Annotated in this window: 14 protein-coding genes; 11 read left to right on the plus strand and 3 right to left on the minus strand. The window is 66.1% G+C overall.

Features of this window, described 5'->3' with window-relative positions:
• Nucleotides 1-94 precede the first annotated feature (94 nt).
• The 6 genes from ACODS2_RS14865 (at nt 95) to ACODS2_RS14890 (ending at nt 8762) form a co-directional block, all read left to right on the plus strand.
• Nucleotides 95-1720, plus strand: coding sequence for an MFS transporter (locus tag ACODS2_RS14865; RefSeq protein WP_488999543.1), 1626 nt, complete (start codon nt 95-97; stop codon nt 1718-1720).
• Nucleotides 1710-2768: an alanine racemase gene (gene alr / locus ACODS2_RS14870; protein ID WP_488999544.1), complete on the plus strand. Its 1059-nt coding sequence runs from the start codon at nt 1710-1712 to the stop codon at nt 2766-2768. The genes ACODS2_RS14865 and alr overlap by 11 nt, the downstream gene beginning before the upstream one ends.
• Before the next feature lie 88 nt (nt 2769-2856).
• The gene (gene phaR, locus ACODS2_RS14875) at nt 2857-3417 is read left to right on the plus strand and encodes a polyhydroxyalkanoate synthesis repressor PhaR (protein WP_298174787.1); all 561 of its coding nucleotides are present in this window, start codon (nt 2857-2859) and stop codon (nt 3415-3417) included.
• Between the two features lie 65 nt (nt 3418-3482).
• Nucleotides 3483-5033: an aminoacyl--tRNA ligase-related protein gene (locus tag ACODS2_RS14880; RefSeq protein ID WP_488999545.1), complete on the plus strand. Its 1551-nt coding sequence runs from the start codon at nt 3483-3485 to the stop codon at nt 5031-5033.
• A gap of 74 nt (nt 5034-5107) precedes the next feature.
• On the plus strand, nt 5108-6427 hold the full coding sequence (locus ACODS2_RS14885; RefSeq protein ID WP_488999546.1) for a M20/M25/M40 family metallo-hydrolase: 1320 nt from the start codon (nt 5108-5110) through the stop codon (nt 6425-6427).
• Between the two features lie 37 nt (nt 6428-6464).
• On the plus strand, nt 6465-8762 hold the full coding sequence (locus ACODS2_RS14890) for a ribonuclease R family protein (RefSeq protein ID WP_488999547.1): 2298 nt from the start codon (nt 6465-6467) through the stop codon (nt 8760-8762).
• Between the two features lie 118 nt (nt 8763-8880).
• On the opposite strand, the gene ACODS2_RS14895 is transcribed toward ACODS2_RS14890, so the two are convergent.
• Nucleotides 8881-9381: a universal stress protein gene (locus ACODS2_RS14895; RefSeq protein ID WP_488999852.1), complete on the minus strand. Its 501-nt coding sequence runs from the start codon at nt 9379-9381 to the stop codon at nt 8881-8883.
• A gap of 254 nt (nt 9382-9635) precedes the next feature.
• On the opposite strand from ACODS2_RS14895, the gene ACODS2_RS14900 reads away from it, so the two are divergent.
• From ACODS2_RS14900 to ACODS2_RS14915, 4 genes are all read left to right on the plus strand, one after another.
• Entirely contained in the window at nt 9636-10925 is a 1290-nt protein-coding gene (locus tag ACODS2_RS14900; protein ID WP_488999548.1) for a pyruvate dehydrogenase complex dihydrolipoamide acetyltransferase, read from the plus strand.
• A gap of 80 nt (nt 10926-11005) precedes the next feature.
• Nucleotides 11006-12433, plus strand: coding sequence for a dihydrolipoyl dehydrogenase (gene lpdA, locus ACODS2_RS14905; protein ID WP_488999549.1), 1428 nt, complete (start codon nt 11006-11008; stop codon nt 12431-12433).
• A gap of 4 nt (nt 12434-12437) precedes the next feature.
• The gene (locus ACODS2_RS14910; RefSeq protein WP_488999550.1) at nt 12438-13631 is read left to right on the plus strand and encodes a BaiN/RdsA family NAD(P)/FAD-dependent oxidoreductase; all 1194 of its coding nucleotides are present in this window, start codon (nt 12438-12440) and stop codon (nt 13629-13631) included.
• A 110-nt stretch (nt 13632-13741) separates the two neighbouring features.
• Nucleotides 13742-15934 (plus strand): M10 family metallopeptidase C-terminal domain-containing protein, encoded by a 2193-nt coding sequence (locus ACODS2_RS14915; protein WP_488999551.1) that lies wholly within the window; start codon nt 13742-13744, stop codon nt 15932-15934.
• Between the two features lie 15 nt (nt 15935-15949).
• On the opposite strand, the gene ACODS2_RS14920 is transcribed toward ACODS2_RS14915, so the two are convergent.
• A complete protein-coding gene (locus tag ACODS2_RS14920; RefSeq protein ID WP_488999552.1) occupies nt 15950-17677 on the minus strand; it encodes an amidohydrolase in 1728 nt (575 codons plus the stop codon).
• A 174-nt stretch (nt 17678-17851) separates the two neighbouring features.
• Between ACODS2_RS14920 and ACODS2_RS14925 the strand changes: the two genes are divergently transcribed.
• A complete protein-coding gene (locus ACODS2_RS14925) occupies nt 17852-18898 on the plus strand; it encodes an AraC family transcriptional regulator (RefSeq protein ID WP_488999553.1) in 1047 nt (348 codons plus the stop codon).
• Here ACODS2_RS14925 and ACODS2_RS14930 read toward each other — a convergent pair.
• The gene (locus ACODS2_RS14930; RefSeq protein WP_488999554.1) at nt 18864-20807 is read right to left on the minus strand and encodes a pyrroloquinoline quinone-dependent dehydrogenase; all 1944 of its coding nucleotides are present in this window, start codon (nt 20805-20807) and stop codon (nt 18864-18866) included. The two genes, ACODS2_RS14925 and ACODS2_RS14930, sit on opposite strands and share 35 nt — an antisense overlap.

Here is a 20807-nt window from a genome sequence, read left to right on the forward strand (position 1 = left end):
TCCCAGCGGCCCTGGCTTCGCTACAGCCCGCGTTTCAGGGTGAAGTGCCGGGCGGTCTCAAGGTTGCCGGCAAGGGGATGGGAAAAACTTGGGCATGCATGAGGTGAATGGCGCACCCGAACCGACTGCCGCGGAAATCCGCCTGGTGGTTGCGGCCTCGTCGGTCGGCACCGTGTTCGAGTGGTACGACTTCTTCATCTACGGCACGCTGGGTGCAATCCTCTCCAAGGCCTTCTTCCCCACCGGCAACGCCACGCTGGAAATGCTGCTGTTCTGGCTCGTTTTCGCGGTGGGCTTCGGGTTCCGTCCGCTGGGCGCGGTGCTCTTCGGTTATCTCGGCGACAAGCTGGGCCGCAAGTATACGTTCCTCGTCACCGTCACCTTGATGGGCATTGCCACGGCGGGGGTCGGGCTGATCCCGCCCGCGTCCTCGATCGGCTACGCAGCGCCCGCGCTCGTGATCCTGCTGCGCGTGCTGCAGGGCTTGGCGCTGGGCGGCGAATATGGCGGCGCGGCGGTCTATGTGGCCGAGCATGCCGGGCCGGAGCGGCGCGGGTTCTTCACCAGCTTCATCCAATCGAGCGTGGTCGGCGGCTTCGTGCTCAGCCTTGCCGTGGTGCTGGTGTGCAAGGGCGTGATGAGCAAGGAGATCTGGGAGGCATGGGGCTGGCGCGTGCCGTTCCTGCTGAGCCTTGCGCTGCTGGCGGTTTCGCTGTGGATGCGGCTGAAGCTTTCGGAAAGCCCGGTGTTCAAGGCGATGAAGGACAGCGGCGAGATCGCCGGCAATCCGTTCATCGAAAGCATGACCTATCCCGGCAACGCCAAGCGCCTGTTTGTGGCGCTGTTCGGCGTGGCGGCGGGGTTGACGGTGATTTTCTACACCGCGATGTTCACGGGCCTGTCGTTCCTCAAGGGGCCGATGCGGGTCGATGATATGACCGCCGAGCTGATCGTGGGCCTAGCCTGCGTGATCGGCATGCCGTTCAGCGTATTGTTCGGCTACATTTCGGACAAGGTGGGGCGCAAGCTGCCGATCGTGCTGGGTTACCTCGCGATGCTGGCACTGGTGTTTCCGGTGTTCTGGATGATCGGCGCGGCGGCCAATCCGGGCCTTGCCGACATGGCGCGGCGCGAGCCGGTGGCGGTGAGCGGCCCCGATTGCGGCTACAATCCCTTCGCGGCCGAGCAGGCGACCAATTGCGGCAAGCTGTTGGCAGACTTGTCCGCCTCGGGCGTGCGCTACACGCTGGGCGAGGCGGGCGCGCTGGCCATGACCATCGGCGCGAAGCCGGCCGCGCTCGATGCCTATCCGTGGGCCGAGAAGAGCGCTGCGCGCGGCAAGGTGCTGCAGGCCATGCTGGGCGAAGCGGGCTATGACTTTGCCAAGGTGAAGCCGGACTTTGGCCGCAGCGCGATCATCGTGCTGGGCCTTGTCGTGTTGATGGCGCTGACGGGAGCGACCTATGGCCCGGCGGCTTCGGTGCTGGCGGAGATGTTCCCTGCGCGCATCCGCTACAGCTCGATGTCGATCCCCTATCACATCGGCACGGGCTATCTCGGCGGGTTCCTGCCGCTGATCTCGGCGCTGATCGTGGCCAAGACCGGCGATCCCTACGCCGGGCTGTGGTACACCTGGGTCGTGGTGCTGGTGGCGTTCGTGGTCGGGATCTGGGGCCTGAAGGGCGGTCCTCCGAAGGACTTCGCCCACGATGATGCCTGAAGACGTGCCGCCGCCCCCTGCTGCGCTGCGGCTGCGGCTCGACAGTGCGGCGCTGGCGGCTAACTGGACGGCGCTCGATGCAATGTCCGGCGCGGCTCGGGCCGGGGCGGCGATCAAGGCGGATTGCTATGGGCTGGGCGTGGCGGCCGCTGTGCCTGTGCTGGCGGCGGCAGGTTGCCGCGACTGGTTTGTTGCGCATTGGCAGGAAGCAGCGGCAGCGGCCCGGCTTGTCCCGGCAGGGCAGATCTCGGTGCTGCATGGACCGATGAATGACGCAGAAGCAGCCTATGCGCGGGCGCTCGGCGCAAGGCCGGTGCTCAATTCACTGGCGCAAGTGCGGCGCTGGCTGGCAACGGGGGGCGGCCCGTGCGACCTGATGGTCGATACCGGCATGAACCGGCTCGGCCTGGCGCTCGGCGAGATCGGCGATGCGGCGGTGAGTGCGTTGGAGATCGAGACCTGCATGAGCCATCTGGCGAGTGCGGACGAGGATTGTGCGCAGAATGCGGCGCAACTCGCGCGTTTTCGCGAGGTCACGAGTGCGGTGCGGGCTGAGCGCTACAGCTTGTGCAATAGCGCCGGGATTGCGCTGGGCGGTGACTATCAGTTCGACCTGACCCGTCCCGGCCTTGCGCTCTATGGCGGGGTGCCGCGCGGCGACTTTGCCGGGCAGATCGCGCAAGTGGCCTGGCCCGAGGCGGCGGTGATCCAGGTGCGCACACTCGCAGCTGGCGACTCGGTTGGGTACAACGCGACCTTCATTGCACCAGCACCGATGCGTGTGGGTGTAATTTCTGTGGGTTACGCGGATGGCTATCTGCGGTGCTGGTCTGGCCAGGGGCATGTGCTCTGGGAAGGCAGGCGGCTGCCGGTGCTCGGGCGCGTCTCGATGGACATGACGATCGTGGACCTCTCCACCGCAGAAAACTGCGGGGAAGGCGACTGGCTGGGGCTGGAATACGCGCTGCCGCAGGCTGCGGCGGCGAGCGGACTTTCACAATATGAACTGCTGACGTTGATGGGGCGAAGATTTGCCCGCAACGAATGATTTGTCGTTATCTCGCCAAGATTTATTGCGCTGCACATACCGCATCTGCTAAAAGCAAATGCATAATCCCAACAGGGCGCAGATAAAAATGGCAAACGCAGGCAAGGACGGCGATACCGTCATCATCAAGAAGTACGCCAACCGGCGGCTCTACAACACGCGCACCTCGAGCTACATCACGCTTGACCACCTTGCCCAGATGGTCAAAGAAAACATCGAATTCAAAGTCTTGGATGCCAAGACCGGTGCCGATCTGACGCACACGATCCTTACCCAGATCATCATGGAAGAAGAAGCGAGCGGCGAGCAGATGCTGCCGACGAGCTTCCTGCGCCAGCTGATTGCCATGTATGGAAACTCCATGCAGGCGCTGCTTCCGGGCTATCTCGAAGCCTCGATGGAGCATTTCCGCGAGAACCAGGTCAAGCTGCGGAAGGCGATCGAGGAGAGCATCGGTGCCAATCCGCTCGCGCAAATCGCGCAGCGCAACATGGAACTGTTCAAGGCCGCAACCGCCGCATTCGTGCCCGGCGCGGTCCAGGCGGCCGAAGCGGAGAAAGCCGCGGCCGCACCGGCTGACGATGAACTGGCTGCGCTGCGCAAGCAGATGGCCGACATGCAGAAGAAGCTGGACCAGCTCGCGGGCTGAAGAGGGCCGGGCATCCTCGTGATACGAGGATTGCCCGAATCCCGTTTGCGCCCTAACCGGCCAGCATGAGCCAGAACGCAACGATCAAGCACGCCCTGCCCGTCCTGCGGCAGGATGATTTCGCCCAGTGGTATCAGGCGGTCATCGCCGAAGCCGAACTCGCCGAGGAATCCGGCGTGCGCGGCTGCATGGTGATCAAGCCTTGGGGCTACGGCATCTGGGAACGCATCCAGAAGTTGATGGACGAACGCATCAAGGAAGCTGGCGTCGAGAACTGCTACTTCCCCCTGTTCATCCCGCTTTCGTATTTCGCGCGTGAGGCCGAGCATGTCGAAGGCTTTGCCAAGGAAATGGCGGTCGTCACGCATCACCGGCTGATCGGTGATGGCAAGGGCGGACTGGTACCCGATCCCGAGGCGAAGCTGGAAGAGCCGCTGATCGTGCGGCCGACTTCCGAAACAGTGATCGGCGCAGCCATGGCGCGCTGGATTCAGTCTTGGCGCGATCTGCCGATGCTGACCAACCAGTGGGCCAACGTTGTGCGCTGGGAAATGCGCACGCGCATGTTCCTGCGCACGAGCGAGTTCCTTTGGCAGGAAGGCCACACCGCGCACGCCGACGAAGCGGATGCGATGGCCGAAACGCTGCGCGCGCTCGAAATGTACCGCAGCTTTGCCGAGGACGTGCTGGCGATGCCGGTGGTCGCGGGCCCCAAGCCCGAGAACGAGCGCTTCCCCGGCGCGGTCGAGACGTTCTCGATCGAGGCGATGATGCAGGACGGGAAGGCGCTGCAGGCGGGCACTTCGCATTACCTCGGCACCACTTTCTCCGAAGCCGCCGGCATCCGCTATCAGGACAAGGAAGGCCAGCAGACGCTGTGCCACACCACGAGCTGGGGCGTTTCGACGCGCATGATCGGCGGCGTGATCATGACACACGGCGACGATGACGGGCTGCGCACGCCGCCACGCATCGCGCCGCAGCAGATCGTGATTCTGCCAATGCTGCGCGACAACGACGGCGATGCTGCGCTGCTGGAATACTGCGCCGGTCTGCGCGCCAAGCTGGCAGCGCTGACGGCGTTTGACGAGAAGGTGCGCGTGCTGCTCGACAAGCGGCCGGGCAAGGCGACCGCCAAGCGCTGGGGCTGGGTCAAGAAGGGAGTGCCCTTGATCCTCGAGATCGGCGGGCGCGATGCGGAAGGCGGGCAGGTTTCCATGCTGCGCCGCGACCGGCTGTGGCGCGAGGATGGCAAGGCCAATTTCGTCGGCATGGGGCAGGATGATTTCGTCAGCGCAGCCGTGGGTGAACTGGAAGCGATCCAGAGCGCGCTGTTCCTTGAGGCGCGGGATCGGCGCGACGCGCAGATCGAGCGCGGGATCAGCGATCTTGAGGGGCTCGCGGCATACTTTTCCGAGGACAAGGACTTTCCGGGCTGGGTGGAGCTGTGCTGGTCGCGGCCCACCGGCGCGGCGCTCGACAAGGTGGTGGAGCAGCTCAAGGCCCTGAAGCTCACGATCCGCAACACGCCGATGGACGCGGCGCCGGTTGAAGGCCTGTGTCCGTTTACCGGCCAGCCTGCGGTGGAGCGCATTCTGGTGGCGCGCGCGTACTGAACTTTGGGGCGGGGGCGGGGCTTGATGTCTCGACTTCGCTCGACACGAACGGAGGTTGGGGTATGGGTTGGAGCATGAAAAAGCTCCTCCCGTTCCTTCTCGCCACCCTGCCCACCGCTGCTTTCGCGGCACCGGACGACGGCGTCACGCAGGCCCGGCTTGAAGCCGATATCGCGCGGCTTGTCGCATTCGGCACGCGCCATACACTTTCCTCGCAGGACGATCCGAAGCGCGGGATCGGCGCGGCGCGCAAGTGGGCGGAAGCGGAGTTTCGCAAGACCGGCGCTGCTTGCGGCGGATGCCTCGAGATCGTGTTGTCCGAAACCGTGGTGCAGGGCGACCGCGTGCCCTCGCCGACTCGCCTTGTCGATGTCGTGGCGATCCAGCGCGGGACAGAGCGGCCCAATGAGGTCGTGATCGTGCAGGGGCATATCGACAGCCGCAACTCCGATCCGCTCGATGCCACGGGCATTGCGCCGGGCGCGAACGACGATGGTTCGGGCACCGCGCTGGTGCTGGAAGCGGCGCGGGTGCTTTCGAAGCAGAAATATGCCGGAACGATCGTTTATGCCGTGCTCTCGGGCGAGGAGCAGGGGCTCTATGGCGGCAAGTTGCTGGCGGACTACGCGAAGCAGCAGGGCTGGACCGTCAAGGCCGTGCTCAACAACGATATCGTCGGCAATTCGCGCGGGTCTGACGGGCTGGTGGACGACGCCCATGTGCGCGTGTTTTCCGAAGGGCCGCGCGATGATGCGAGCGAGAAGGCGCGCGATGCGCAGCGTTCCATCGGCGGTGAGAACGACAGCCCTTCGCGCAATCTCTCGCGCTGGCTGGCGGGGCTCGGCGATAGCGGGCTAGCGGTGCGGCAGGTCTGGCGTGCGGACCGGATGGGGCGCGGCGGGGATCACCTGCCGTTTCAGGCCCTCGGCTATCCGGCGGTGCGGTTTACCGTGGCGGTCGAGAATTACGAGCGTCAGCACCAGAACGTGCGGACCGAGGCGGGGCGGCCGTTCGGCGATCTGCCCGAGGCGATGGACTTTCCCTATCTCGCCAAGGTGACGAAGCTTAACGTGCGCGCGCTGGCGGCGCTGGCGGGAGCGCCGATGCCGCCGGTGGCCAAGGTCATGGCGGCCGTGCAGACCTTTACCGAGGTGGCCTGGACGTCGGTGCCGGGTGCAGCGCGCTACCGCGTATGGCAGCGCAGGACAGATGCGCCGGGCTGGGACGCGAAGCCTTTGGCCGAGACGGCAGCGACGCATCTCAGGCTTGAAGGCGTGCGCGGGGATGACTGGTTTTTCGGCGTGAGCGCGGTGAGCGCGGACGGGGCGGAAAGCCCGGTGGCCTCTGCGGTGCCGGGCGGGGCCTATCTGCCGGAAGCCGCTGCCAAGCCCTGACCTTGCTATTGAGCCGCGCAGCGCTCACAGGTTTGTGATGGCAATTCGCAAGCAGACACCCACCGGGCCCGACGGCCTGCCCTCGCGCCAGCAAGTGCTGGACTTCATCGCCGCGAGCGAGGAACCGGCAGGCAAGCGCGAAATCGCGAAGGGGTTCGGGCTGAAGGGCACCGAAAAGATCGCGCTCAAGGCGCTGCTCAAGGACATGGCTGAGGAAGGCCTGATCGACGGCAACCGCAGCGCGTTCCACCGCATGGGCGGGGTGCCCAAGGTTACGGTGCTGCGCGTGCTGGAAATTGAAGACGGGCAGCCGCTGGCGATCCCGGACACATGGCAGCCCGATGACGGCGCGCCGCCGCCGCGCGTGCGGATCATCGAGCCGCGCGGCAAGGGAAAGAGCGCGCAGGCCGCGCTCAAAGTGGGCGACCGGGTGCTGGCGCGGACCGAAGAAGCGGGCCGGGGCCTCATTGCGCATGTGATGAAGAAGCTGCCGACCCGGACCGAGCAGGTGCTGGGTGTTGTCGAGTTCGACGGGGCCGGCAAGCCGTGGCTCGCGCCTGTGGACAAGCGTGTGCGCAACGCTGTGGCTATCGCGGACTTGGGCGGTGCGGCGGAAGGCCAGCTGGTGTTGGGCGAGCCCGTCAGCAAAAGCCCGCGCGCTGGGCTGAAGGTGACCGAAGTGCTGGGCGATCCGCTGGCACCGCGCGCGTTCAGCCTGATCGCGATCCACAAGCACGGCATACCATTCGTATTCCCGCAGGAGGCGCAGGACGAAGCGGCGCTGGCGGCGGGCATGGCGCTCTCCGAAGATCAGCGCGAGGACCTGCGCGCGCTGCCGATTGTGGCCATCGACCCGATCGACGCGCGCGACCATGACGATGCGATCTGGGCTGAGCCCGATGGCGAGGGCGGCTTCCGCGCGGTCGTGGCGATTGCGGACGTGAGCTTTTATGTGCGGCCGGGCGGGGCTGTGGACCGCGAGGCAAGGAAGCGCGGCAATTCGGTCTATTTCCCCGACCGCGTGGTGCCGATGCTGCCGCATGTGCTGAGCTCGGATGTCTGTTCACTCAAGGTCGGCGCGGACCGGGCGGCGATGGCTTGCCATCTCACTATCGATGCTGAGGGCCGGGTGACGGGCTGGCGCTTCACCCGGGCGCTGGTTCGGATTGCCGAAGTGATCGCCTATGAAGAGGCGCAGCGGCGGATCGATGCGCGGGAGGCTGCGCCGCATCTGCAGAACCTGTGGGCGGCGTGGCGGCTGCTGGAAAAGGCCCGCACCAACCGCGATCCGCTGGAACTCGAACTGCCCGAACGGCGCGTTATGCTCGACGAGAAGGGCAAGATTGCCGAGATTGCCTTGCGCGAGCGGCTCGATGCACACCGCGTGGTCGAGGACTTCATGATCGCAGCGAACGTGGCGGCGGCCAAGGCGCTGGAGGCCAAGGTTGCCCCGGTCGTCTACCGCATCCACGAGCCGCCGAGCCGCGAGAAGCTGGTGGCGCTGAAGGACTATCTCGCAACCTTCGGGCGAAAGCTGGCGCTGGGGCAAGTGATCACGCCGGGTCTGTTCAACCGGATGCTGAAGGACGTGACCGACGAGGCGGAAAAGGCGCTCGTGATGGAAGCTGTGCTGCGCAGCCAGACTCAGGCCTATTACGGGCCGCGCAACGCTGGGCACTTTGGGTTGGCGCTTGGCAGCTATGCGCACTTTACCTCGCCGATCCGGCGCTATTCGGACCTTCTGGTCCACCGCGCGCTGGTGGACAGCTGGCATCTGGAGCAGCCGCGGCCCGAAGCGCGCGAGATTCCGGCCACCTCCGGGCTATCGGACCAGGACCGCAGCGATCTGGCGCGGATCAGCGATGTCATCAGCAAGGCCGAGCGGCGCGCGATGGAAGCGGAGCGCGAGACGATCGACCGCTATGTCGCGGCGTGGCTTTCGGGCCGGGTGGGCGAGGTGTTCGATACGCGGATCACCGGCGTGCAGAAATTCGGCCTGTTTGCGACGGTCATCGGGCTCGGCGGGGATGGGCTGGTGCCGGTCTCGACGCTGGGCTCCGAGCGGTTCGCCCATGACGAGAAGCGGCAGGTGTTGGTGGGCGAGGAGACCGGTGAGACCTTTGCCATGGGAATGATCCTCAAGCTGCGGCTTGCCGAGGCCAATCCGCTGACAGGCGCGCTGAAGTTCGAGCCGGTGGAACTGCCCGATGGCGCCGGGCGGATCGAGCCGCGCGGGGGGCGGCCGCATGACCGTGGACCGAAAAAGACCGGCGGTTTCATGCTGGGGCCGCGCGGGCGGCCGCGCAATATCCGCCATCAGGGGCGGCGCAAGTAGCTTTCTCCAGATCCGCTCACCCTGAGCTTGTCGAAGGGTGCTGGAGCGACCGTGGTGCAAGGTGCTTCGACAAGCTCAGCACGAGCGGTCTGGGGGAGGGGACCTCTAACGGCGCCCGTCAGCTGAACGAATCGATGCCGCGTTCGTCGATGCCGCCGGGCACGATCATCAGCACGCAAGGGAGCTGCCCGAGGTGCGAGGTGAAATGGGTGACGAGGGGGCCGGGATTGCCATCGGCCGCTGCGCCCAGCACCAGCGCGGAGACTTCGGGATGCTCGCCGAGGTATTCGCGCACAACCTGCGGGCCGGCGCCGGTGCGCACGGCAACGGCGGGCTGGAGGCCTGATTCGCTGGCGAGACTGCCGGCGGCGGCACGGGCTAGATCTTCGGCACGCTCGCGCGCTTCGGCCTCGATCGTCGCCTGGATGCTGCCGAACACGACGAACTCCTGCCGGGGCACGAGCGCAAGAATGTGGACGGTGCCGCCCGTGCGCACGGCGCGGCGGGCAGCAAAACGCAATGCGCGGGCGGCTTCCTCGGTATCGTCCATGATGACGAGATAGACGCGACTGGCCGCGCGCACTGCAGCGCCCGGCGTGCCCTCAGCCTCGCTTGCCATGCCAACCATGCCTGCCCCCTTGCGAAATGGTCATTGTCCACGCCGATCGCATGTCGCCTATACCGCAGGGTAATGCGTATTGGCCTAATTCGTATGCGGGGCAAGCGCCAAGAGACTTGACCGGCCTTGCCCGGGTGGCGAAATGGCACGCCATGTGCCAAGAGGCGCGCGCAAGGCGGGGGAGGCCAGATGGCTCCTCCCGGCGCAAGGCCTCGCAAACCAGGCCCGGTAACCATAAGGGAAAAGAGCTGCCCATGCCGATCCAGATCAAGATGCCCGCGCTGTCACCCACGATGGAGGAAGGCACGCTGGCCAAGTGGCTGGTGAAGGTTGGCGACAAGGTTTCCTCGGGCGATATCATGGCCGAGATCGAGACCGACAAGGCAACCATGGAGTTCGAGGCAGTCGACGAGGGCACCGTGGTGGCGATCGACGTGGCCGAAGGGACCGAGGGCGTGAAGGTCGGCACCGTGATCGCGACGATCGCGGGCGAGGATGAGGGTGATGCGGCTCCGGCAGCAACCCCGGCAACGGCTGCACCGGCACCTGTCGCAGCGGCCCCGGCTCCGGCACCTGCCGCAGTTGCTGCCCCGGCGCCTGTTGCGACGGCTCCGGTTGCGGCACCTGCTCCGGTGGCACCTGCGGGTGATCGCATCGTGGCGAGCCCGCTGGCCAAGCGCATCGCCGGCGAGAAGGGCATTGACCTTAACACGGTGACCGGTAGCGGCCCGCACGGACGGATCATCAAGGCCGATCTGGATGTGGCTCCGGCAGTGGCAACGCCTGCAGCCGTGGCTGCGCCGGTTGTGGCAGCTCCGGCACCTGCTGCCGCGCCTGCGCCGTTCAGCACCGATATCCCGCACGAGGCGGTCAAGCTTTCCTCGATGCGCAAGACCATTGCGCGCCGCCTCACCGAAGCCAAGGCGACCGTCCCGCATTACTACCTGACGGTCGATATCAGCCTCGACAAGCTGCTCAAGCTGCGTGCGGAGCTGAACTCGGCGCTGGCGGGCCAGGGCGTCAAGCTCTCGGTCAACGACCTCCTGATCAAGGCGCTGGGCAAGGCGCTGATTCTAGCGCCCGATGCGAACGTGAGCTTCGCGGGCGACAATCTGATCCGATATTCGCGCGCCGATATTGCCGTCGCGGTCTCGATCCCCGGCGGGCTGATCACGCCGATCGTGACGGGGGCTGACGTCAAGTCGATCTCGGCGATCCAGAAGGATATGGCCGACCTTGCCGCGCGCGCGAAAGCGGGCAAGCTGGCGCCGCACGAGTATCAGGGCGGCACGGCCAGCCTTTCGAACCTGGGCATGTTCGGCATCAAGCAGTTCGAGGCGGTGATCAATCCGCCGCAGGGCATGATCATGGCGATCGGCGCGGGCGAGAAGCGGCCTTATGTGATCGACGATGCGCTGGGGATCGCCACGGTGATGTCCGCCACCGGCAGCTTCGACCACCGCGCCATCGACGGGGCGGAAGGCGCGCAGCTGATGCAGGCGTTCAAGACGCTGGTGGAAGCGCCGCTGGCGCTCGTCGCCTGAACAACCGGGCCTGATCATATTGAGAGCGGCGCGCCTGCACGAGCAGGCTAAACCAGACGCCGACATCAAGGAGCATTTGCGTGGCTGACCAATACGATCTTCTCGTGCTCGGCTCGGGCCCCGGCGGTTATGTCGCGGCGATCCGGGCTGCGCAGCTGGGCCTCAAGGTCGGCATCGTGGAGCGCGAACTGCTGGGCGGCATCTGCCTCAACTGGGGCTGCATTCCCACCAAGGCGCTGCTGCGTTCGGCTGAAGTGTTCAACCAGATGAAGCATGCCGCTTCGTATGGTCTGGCGGCGGACAACATCCGCGCGGATATCGATGCGGTGGTGAAGCGTTCGCGCGGGGTGGCCAAGCAGCTCAACCAGGGCGTCACGCACCTGATGCGCAAGAACAAGATCACCGTGCATATGGGCACCGGCGTGCTCAAGGGTGCGGGCCAGGTCGAAGTGACGGGTGAGAAGGGCACGGAAGTGCTCTCCGCCAAGCACGTGATCGTGGCGACCGGTGCGCGCGCGCGCGATCTTCCGTTTGCCAAGGCGGACGGGGACCGCATCTGGACCTACCGCCACGCCATGGTGCCGCCCGCGATGCCAACCAAGCTGCTGGTGATCGGCTCGGGCGCGATCGGGATCGAATTTGCGAGCTTCTATAACGACATGGGCGCGGATGTTACGGTCGTCGAGATGATGGACCGGATCGTGCCGGTGGAGGACGCGGACGTTTCTGCGTTCCTCGAAAAATCGCTGACCAAGCAGGGGATCAAGATCCTGACCGGCGCAGGCGTGGAAAGCATTGCCACCAGCGCGGCAGGCGTGAAGGCGAAGATCAAGGGCCCAAAGACTCCAAATGGGGATGGCGCTTCGGCGGAGCACGATTTCAGCCATGTGATTGTGGCGGTGGGCATCGTGCCCAACACCGAGAACATCGGCCTCGAAGCGCTGGGCGTTGCCGCCGAGCGCGGGATCATCGCCATCGACGGTTATGGCCGCACCAATGTGCCGGGTGTCTGGGCTATCGGCGACGTGACGCCGGGGCCGTGGCTGGCGCACAAGGCGAGCCATGAGGGCGTGATCGCGGCGGAAGCCATCGCGCAGGCGCTCGGCAACACCGAAGTCCACCCGCACCCGATGGACCGGCTCAACATCCCCGGCTGCACTTACTGCCACCCGCAGGTGGCGAGTGTGGGCCTGACCGAGGCCAAGGCCAAGGAAGCGGGCTACGAGCTCAAGGTCGGCACGTTCCCGTTCATCGGCAACGGCAAGGCGATTGCGCTGGGCGAGGCCGAGGGCTTCATCAAGACGGTCTTCGACGCGGCGACCGGCGAACTGCTCGGCGCGCACATGATCGGCGCGGAAGTGACCGAGCTGATCCAGGGCTATGTCGTGGGCAAGACGCTCGAGACCACCGAGGCCGAACTGATGCACACCGTCTTCGCGCACCCGACGCTTTCGGAAATGATGCACGAGAGCGTGCTCGCGGCGTACGGGCGCGCGATCCATATCTGATCCGGTGGCCGCCGTGCCCACGCATGACGTGATCGTGCTGGGCGCGGGTGCCGCCGGGCTGTTCTGTGCGGGCCTTGCAGGGCAACGCGGGAGGCGTGTGGCGCTGCTCGATCATGCCGATGCGCCGGGCAAGAAGATCCTGATTTCGGGGGGAGGGCGGTGCAACTTCACCAACCTCCATACCGCGCCGGACCGCTATCTGTCCGAGAACCCGCATTTCGCGCGCTCGGCGCTGAGCCGCTATACGCCGGCGGACTTCATCGCGCTGATCGAGCGGTATGGCATTGCGTGGCATGAGAAGACGCTGGGGCAGCTGTTCTGCGATGGCTCGGCCAAGCAGATCGTGGCGATGCTGGTGGAGGAATGCCGCGCAGGCGGGGTGGACTTGCGCTGCGGCGAGTCGGTGGGCGCGGTCGACCATGCGGACGGACTGTTTCGGGTTCAGTTCGGCGCGCAAACGCTGGTCGCTCCCGCACTGGTGATCGCGACCGGCGGGCCCTCGATCCCCAAGATGGGCGCGACCGGATTCGCCTATGATCTGGCGCGCAAATTCGGGCTCAAGGTCGTGCAGCCGCGCCCGGCGCTGGTCCCGCTGACGCTTTCCGGCGAGGATGTGCTGTTTCGCGAGCTTTCCGGCGTTTCAGCCGAAGTGGTTGCGCGCGCAGGCAAGGCGGCATTTCGCGAGGCGGCCCTGTTCACGCATCGGGGGCTTTCGGGGCCTGCGATCTTGCAGGTTTCGTCTTACTGGCGGCCGGGGGAAAGCGTGGCGATTGATTTCCTGCCCGATCAGGCGCCGGACTGGCTGCTGGCGGCCAAGCGCGAGCGGCCGCGTGCGGCGATGGCGCGGGTACTGGGCGCTGCGCTGCCCGAGCGGTTGGCGGGGCGGCTCGCCGAAAGCGTGGGCGTGGCGGGCGAGCTTGGCCAGACGCAGGACAAGGTGCTGCGCGCGGCAGAAGCGCGGCTGCGGCAATGGATTTTCACGCCAAGCGGCAGCGAAGGCTTTGCCAAGGCAGAAGTGACGGCGGGCGGGATCAGCACGGCGGGGCTTTCCTCGCGAACGATGGGCGCGAATGCCGTGCCGGGGCTCTATGCCATCGGCGAAGCGGTGGACGTGACTGGCTGGCTCGGCGGTTATAACTTCCAGTGGGCCTGGGCGAGCGCGCACGCCGCTGCGGCAGCGCTGGCGGAGGTTTCATGAAAGTTACCCGGCACTTGCGGGATTAAGCTTACGGTGGAACTATTCGGCAAGGTCCGGTGCGCGATGATGCATGCCCGGCCATTCAGGACTTCCAGCCGAGGGAGAGCGTCATGACGCAGTACACATCCAACGGCAGCGTAAGCTCTTTTGCCCTCTCCGACGACGCATTCATCGATTCGCTCTTTTCACCTGACGCTGCGTTTCGCACGAAGTGGGCCGGGCAGGCGGGCGGCTCGACGCAGATCAGCTACAGCTTCACGTTCCTGAACGGATTCGCCTCGAAATTCGTGACCGGTTATGGCCCGGAACCGACCGCGACCCAGCACTTCGGCGTGACTGGCGCGCAGATTCCGGGGATCGACCTTGCCTTCCAGCGCTGGGCCGATGTCGCCAATGTCAAGTTCACGAAGATCACGGAAGACGCTGCGGGCAATGTCGGCGACATCCGCGTGGGCTACTCCTCTGCCGTAAGCCCGGACTATTGGGGCTATTGCCAGTGGATCTCCAACGGGGCCGGGCCGGCGCACGGCGACATCTGGATCGAGCCGGGGGTCACGACGGGCACGTTCCAGCCCCTCACCTACGATTTCCTCGCGATGATGCACGAAATCGGCCACGCGCTGGGGCTCGACCACCCGTTCGAGGGCAATGTGATCCCGGCGGGCTATGACGACGCGCGCTACACGATCATGTCGTACACCCAGCCTGCAGGTAACTTCTACTTCAAGCCCGGATCGACCCAGGCGCAGTATCTCGTCATCTCACCGATGGTCTACGACATCGCGGCGGTGCAGAAGATCTACGGTGCGAACATGTCGTACCACACGGGCAACGACCTCTACGCGTTCACGCCGAGCCAGCCGGTCTACCAGACGATCTGGGATGCGGGCGGAACCGATACGCTGGATGTGAGTGCGTTCAGCCTGGGCTGCACGGTCACGCTGGTGCCGGGGACTTATTCGCAGCTGACGTATTCCGACACCCTGCTCGATGCCAATATCGGCATTGCCTTTGGCTGCACGATAGAGAACGCGCGCGGCGGGGCGGGCGCAGACACCATCACCGGCAACGATGCGGCCAACGTGCTTTCCGGCAATGGCGGGGCAGACACGCTGACCGGCGGGGCGGGCAATGATACGCTGGACGGCGGGTCCGGCGACGATACCGAGGCGGGCGGCGACGGCAATGACACCTTCAACGCCGGGACCGATGGCGGCAAGGACAGCTTTGACGGCGGTAGCGGGCAGGACACGGTCAACTATGGCAAGGCGTTGGCGGCCGTCACCGTCGATCTGACGGCAGGAACTGCCTCGGGTACGGTTGCCGGAGACGTGGCGAAGGTTGGATCGGACACGCTCGTTTCAGTCGAGGCCGTGATCGGCAGCGCGTTCAACGACACCCTGCTCGGGAGCGGCGGGAATGACGTGTTCGTGGGCGGTGCCGGGAACGACGTGATCGATGGCCGCGGCGGGATCGACACAGTGCTCTATACCTCGGCAACCGGGCCGGTCACGGTGAACCTTGCGCTGACGGGGGCGCAGAACACCGGAGCCGCCGGATGGGATACGCTGACGGCTGTGGAGAATCTCTCCGGATCGGCCTTCAACGATACCCTGACCGGCAACAGCGGCAACAACGTGCTGAACAGCTATGCCGGTGCCGACACCATGGCGGGCGGCCTTGGCAACGATATCTACGCTGTCGACAATGCCGGAGACGTCGTGAGCGAGGCCAATGATGCCGGGCGCGACCTGATTGTTTCGTGGATCAGCCTGACGCTTGGCGCGAATGTCGAAAACCTGACGCTTTCCGGCTCGGCGGCGATCAACGGCACGGGCAACGAGCTGGCGAATCTGATCAACGGCAATTCCGCGAGCAACGTGCTTTCGGGCCTCGACGGAAACGATCAACTGCAGGGCGGGGGAGGCGCGGATATCCTGATTGGCGGGGCGGCGCGCGACGTGATGATCGGCGGTGCCGGTGCGGACACCTTCCGATTTGCCGGTGGCGACTTCGGGGGTCTCGCCATCTGGACTTGCGACCTCATCAGCGATTTCAGCCGCACGGATGGCGACCGGATCGATCTCTCTGCCGTCGATGCCAACAGCGCCAACGGCTCCAGCAACGATGCCTTTGCCTTTATCGGCGGCAGCGCCTTCGGCAAGGTGGCCGGCCAGCTGCGCGTGGAGGTGATATCCGGCCTCAGCATCGTGCAAGGCGATACCAACGGCGACGGGCTTGCCGACTTCTGGATCCGCTGCAACGGCGCACCGGCGCTGGCGGCAGGCGACTTCGTTCTCTGATCCGGGACGAGGCGGCTATCTGCCGCTTTCCGCAGGGGCGGCGTAGACCTGCTCACCGGCGATCCAGGTCGCCAGCACGCGGGTATCGTGGATCTGGCCGACCGGCACCGTAAGCGGGTTGCGATCGAGCACGATGAGATCGGCGAGCTTGCCGGGCTCCAGCGTGCCCCCCTTATCGAGCCTGCCCATTTCCGCCGCGCCATTGCGCGTAAACACGGCCAGGGCCTGCTCGCGCGTGATGCGCTGGCCTTCGTTGATCGGATCGCCGGTCGCGCCGGGGACCTGCCGCGTCACCAGCGTCTCGAAGGCGAGCCACGGATTGACCGAGGGGACCACCGGCCAATCCGAACCGGTCACGACATTGGCACCGCTCTCCAGCACGTCACGCATCGGCCAGAGCCGCTTCATCCGTTCGGCGCCGACTGCCTTGGCGATATCGACCGAGGTGATCGGGGTGGGCCACCAGATGTAGGGCGAGAGCTCCCAGGTGAAATGCAGTTCGTGGCCACGCGGGACATCGGCGGTATCGATGAAGGTGTTGTGGCCGATCTCATGGTGCGGACCCGCATCGCCATTGGCCATCCGCGCGGCGGCAATGGCCTCGACCGCCTCGCGCACTGCGCCGTCGCCGGCCGCGTGGAATTTGACCTGAATGCCCTGCCGGTCAAACGCGGCGACGGCGGGGAAGAGCGTGTTCTCGGGGATCAACTTGAGGCCGCGCCCCTCGCCGGGACCCTGATCATCGTGCGGCCCGCCGCGGTGCGCATAGGGCGAAAGCATGACGGCGGTGCGGCCTTCGAGCGGGACGCCATCGAGGAACATCTTGACGCAATCGAGCTTGAGCCGGCCTGCGCTCCAAGCCTGGCGCTGAGGGATCAGGCCCTCGCTGTCGCCCGAATTGGGGCCCCAGACGATGCAGCCGCGCGCGTACTGCTTGAGCCCGCCCGACCTCGCATAGGCGGAAAGCCCCTCGATCATCTCCCGCCGCACGGCGGCATCGGTGAAGCCGACGATGCCGTAGGACAGCATCTCGTCGGTGGCGACCTTGATCGCCTGCACCTGCTGCTCGGTGGAGGCCTTGGGCATGAAGCGTTCGATATCGCGCGCGGTGACTTCGCGCAGGACGCCAGTGGGTTCGCCCTTGGCATCGCGGTCGATCACCCCGCCGGGCGTGTCCTTGGTGGTGCGGGAGATGCCCGCAATGCGCAGGACCTGGGAATTGACCCACACGCTGTGCAGGCTCTCATCGTTGAGCATGACCGGATTGTTTGGTGCGGCGGCATCGAGCAGGCGCTTGTTCTGCTCGCCCGGTTTGAACGCGGCGCCGACCCAGCTGCCGCCGGTGATCCATTCGCCGGGCTTTGCCTTGGCGGCGCAAGCCTTGATCGCAAGGGCTATGGCCTTGGCATCGGCACCTTGCGCGAAACGGCAGGAAAGCTTGTCGCGCCCGGCGAAGTAGGTGTGGACGTGCATGTCGTAAAGGCCGGGCATCACGGTGCGGCCGGCCAGATCGATGGTGCGTGCGGAAGGCGCGGCCATCGCGGCGATTTCGGCATCGGTGCCGGTCGCGACGATGGTGCCGCCTGAAACGGCTAGGGCCTGCGCCGCGCCGGAGGGGGTGATCACGGTGCCGTGCAGGAAGACCAGATCGACCGGCGCGGGCTGCGCCAAGGCGGGGCCGCAGCCAAGGAGCGCTCCGGCCAGGAGGGCAACACGGAGCGTCGGAGCTTCAAATCGGATCATGCTTCACGAACTTTCACCATGGGGAGACGGGAGCGAATAGGCCTGCACGGGGCGCGGTGCGGCTTGGCCGATGCGGCCAAACTGGCGCGGCCCCCTTGCCCGTACCCCGCACCATGCGGGATGGTCCGATCCGGAGGCAAACGCGGGGTCTTTGCGCATGGGACACGGGCGGGCATGCTGAAGCCAACGATCTCGGTCCTCGTGCTGCGCCACGTGGTCAATTGCCTCGACCTTGTCGGCTGCGATCCCGAACCGATGCTGGCGCGCATCGCCCTGCGGCGTGACGACCTCGACAACGCACGCGCCGTCATGCCGCTCGAGGCATTCCTCGGCTTTCTGGAATGCGCGGCGCGTGAGGCGGGCAATCCCTATCTCGGGCTGCAGGCGGGGCGATTGGGTGCGCTCAACAGTCTGGGCGCGCTCGGCTTTCTGTTCCTCAGCGCGCCATCGCTGCGTGCAGCCTTCACCGGCTTTGCGGCCTATCTCGCGACGATTCAGGACGCGGTGCGCAACCGCTTCAGCGCGGATGAGGGCCTTGCCACGTTCGAGTACCTCATCACCGACCAGACGCTGCAATCGCGGCGGCAGGATGCGGAATTCTCGATCGCGCTGATGCACAACATGTGCCGCAACTATGTCGGCGGCGAGTTCGAAGTGGTCGAGGTGCGCTTCGAGCATTCCTGCGTGGGCGACGAGCGGGTCTACCGGGAATTCTTCCGCTGTCCGGTGTTCTTCGATCAGGAAACCAATGCCTTTTGCTTCGAGGCGCGTTTTCTCGAGTGCACGAGCCCGGTGATCGATCCGGAGCTCTTCCCGATCGTGGAGGAGCATCTGCGTCGCCGCGCGGCGGAAAGTGCCCGGCGCGGAACATCTCTTGGCGCGCTGGTCCGGGCGCTGGAGGCCAGTCCGCTCGACCACGCGCCGCAGCTGGAGGAAGTGGCCGAGACCATGGGCGTTTCGGCGGCGACGCTGAGCCGGCGGCTGCGCGCGCAAGGGCTGCGCTGGCGCGATCTCGTAAACGAACGGCGCATGCAGGCGGCGGCGCGGCTGCTGCGTCAGAGCCGCCGGGATGTCGCCGAGATCGCGCTGTCGGTCGGCTTTGCCGAAAGCGCGAGCTTCATCCGCCGCTTCGGCCGCCATTTCGGGATGACCCCGCAGGCTTATCGCCGCGCAGCCGGTGAGGACTTCAGCGCAAGGCAAACGCCACCATCGCATCACTGAGCCGGGTGCCGAAGCCGCCGTGCCCTCCGGCGGAGACGACGACATACTGGCGGCCATCGGTGTGGCGAAAGGTCATCGGGGTGGCGGTGGCGGGCGCGGGAACGAAGGCTTGCCAGAGCTCGCGCCCGGTCTGGATATCGTAGGCGCGCAGGCGGCTATCGAGGCTGGCACCGATGAAGACAAGGCCGCCGCGCGTGACGATGGGGCCGCCCTGATTGGGCGCGCCCCACGCTGCGGGGGACGTGATCCCGTTGGAGAGTGTGAGGCGGCCGAAGGGGACTTGCCAGCGAGTCTGACCGGTCTTCATGTCGATGGCAGTGAGGCGGCCCCACGGCGGCGGATTGCACGGCACGCCAAGCGGCGACATCAGCACTTCGCGCAGCATGACATAGGGCGAGCCCTGCATCTCGTAGTAGGAGACACCGGGCTTCAGATCACGTTTGGCATCGAACTTGGCGCGCGGGACGAGGCGAACCGAGGCCGCGAGATTCGAGGAGTTGACCACGGCAAGCCCACTTCCGGGATCATAGGCAAGGCCGCCCCAGTTGGTGCCGCCGAGAAAGCTGGGGTGCAGCAGCGAGCCGCGTACGCTGGGCGGGGTGAACAAGCCTTCATTCCGCAAACTGGCGATGCGGGTGCGGCAAGCCGCCGTGTCATAGCCGAGCAGGCCCCAGGCGTCTTCCGGGCGAAGGCGCTGCGAGGTGACGGCATGGGGAAGGAGCGGCATGGGCTGGGTGGGCGAGGCGCGCTCTCCCGGCATGTCGCTGGCAGGCACGCGGCGTTCGACGACTGGAAACAGCGGCTTGCCGGTCTCCCGGTCGAGCACGAAGATATTGCCGGTCTTGCTCGCCTGAATCACCGCTTCGGCGGCGCGCCCACCGTGGTCGATGGTGGCGAGAGTGGGCGCGGCGGGCAGATCGTAGTCCCACAGATCGTGGTGGACGGTCTGGTACGACCACACCTTGCGGCCGGTGCGCATATCGAGCGCGACGACGGCGTTGGCATCGGGGATGCGGCCCAGGCGGTTGATGCCGAGCGTATCCCAGCTGGCGCTGCCGGTGGGGAGGAACAGCCAGCCGCGCTTGGCATCGACGGAGATCGGTGCCCAGGCATTGGCCGCGCCGGTGACAGCGGAGATATCGTCCGGGATCGGGTTCCACGTCCACAGCGGCTTGCCGGTCACCACGTCGAAAGCTCGAACGATGCCATCCAGCGAATTGCGGTACATGTTGTCCTGCACCGCCGTGCCCAAGGCCACGATATTGCCCCATACGGCGGGAGGCGAAGTGTTGGCGGGTTTGCCTTCGCCCTTGTAGTCCATCGCGCCGAGGTCGACGCGGCCGTTCTGGCCGAAGCCGGTGCAGACGCGGCCGGTATCGGCATCGAGTGCGTGCAGCACGGCGTTCTGCGCGCCGTAGAGGATGCGCTTGCCGCAAGGCTGTGCGCGGGCTGCCGGCGTATCGGCCTGCCAGTAGGCGACGCCGCGGCAGTAGTTCTCGTGGTACATGTTGCCGGTGCGCGGCTTCTTCGGATCGAACGACCATAGCTCGCGGCCCGAGGCAGGATCGATCGCGACAGCGCGGCCAAAGGGCGTGCAGCCATAGAGCCGGGCATTGACGTAGATCGGCGTCATTTCCCCGACCGTGGCGTCAACCTGTTCGGTGCCGACCGAGACATCGCCCGAATGCCAGGTCCAGACTCGGCGAAGGCTGGCGACATTGGTGCGGTTGATCTGCTCAAGCGAGGAGAACTTGGTGGAGGAGGGCTGGCCGCCGTAGCCCGGCCAACCAGCGGCATCGGCCTCCACGGCCGCGACATCTGCCCGGGCGGCGGCGGCGGGCAAGTCGGGACTGCGATGGCAGGCAGTGGTGGCGGCGAGCAGAACGACGCTGACGAGATGCCGCCACAT

The sequence above is a fragment of the Novosphingobium sp. FG137 genome (assembly GCF_057809735.1).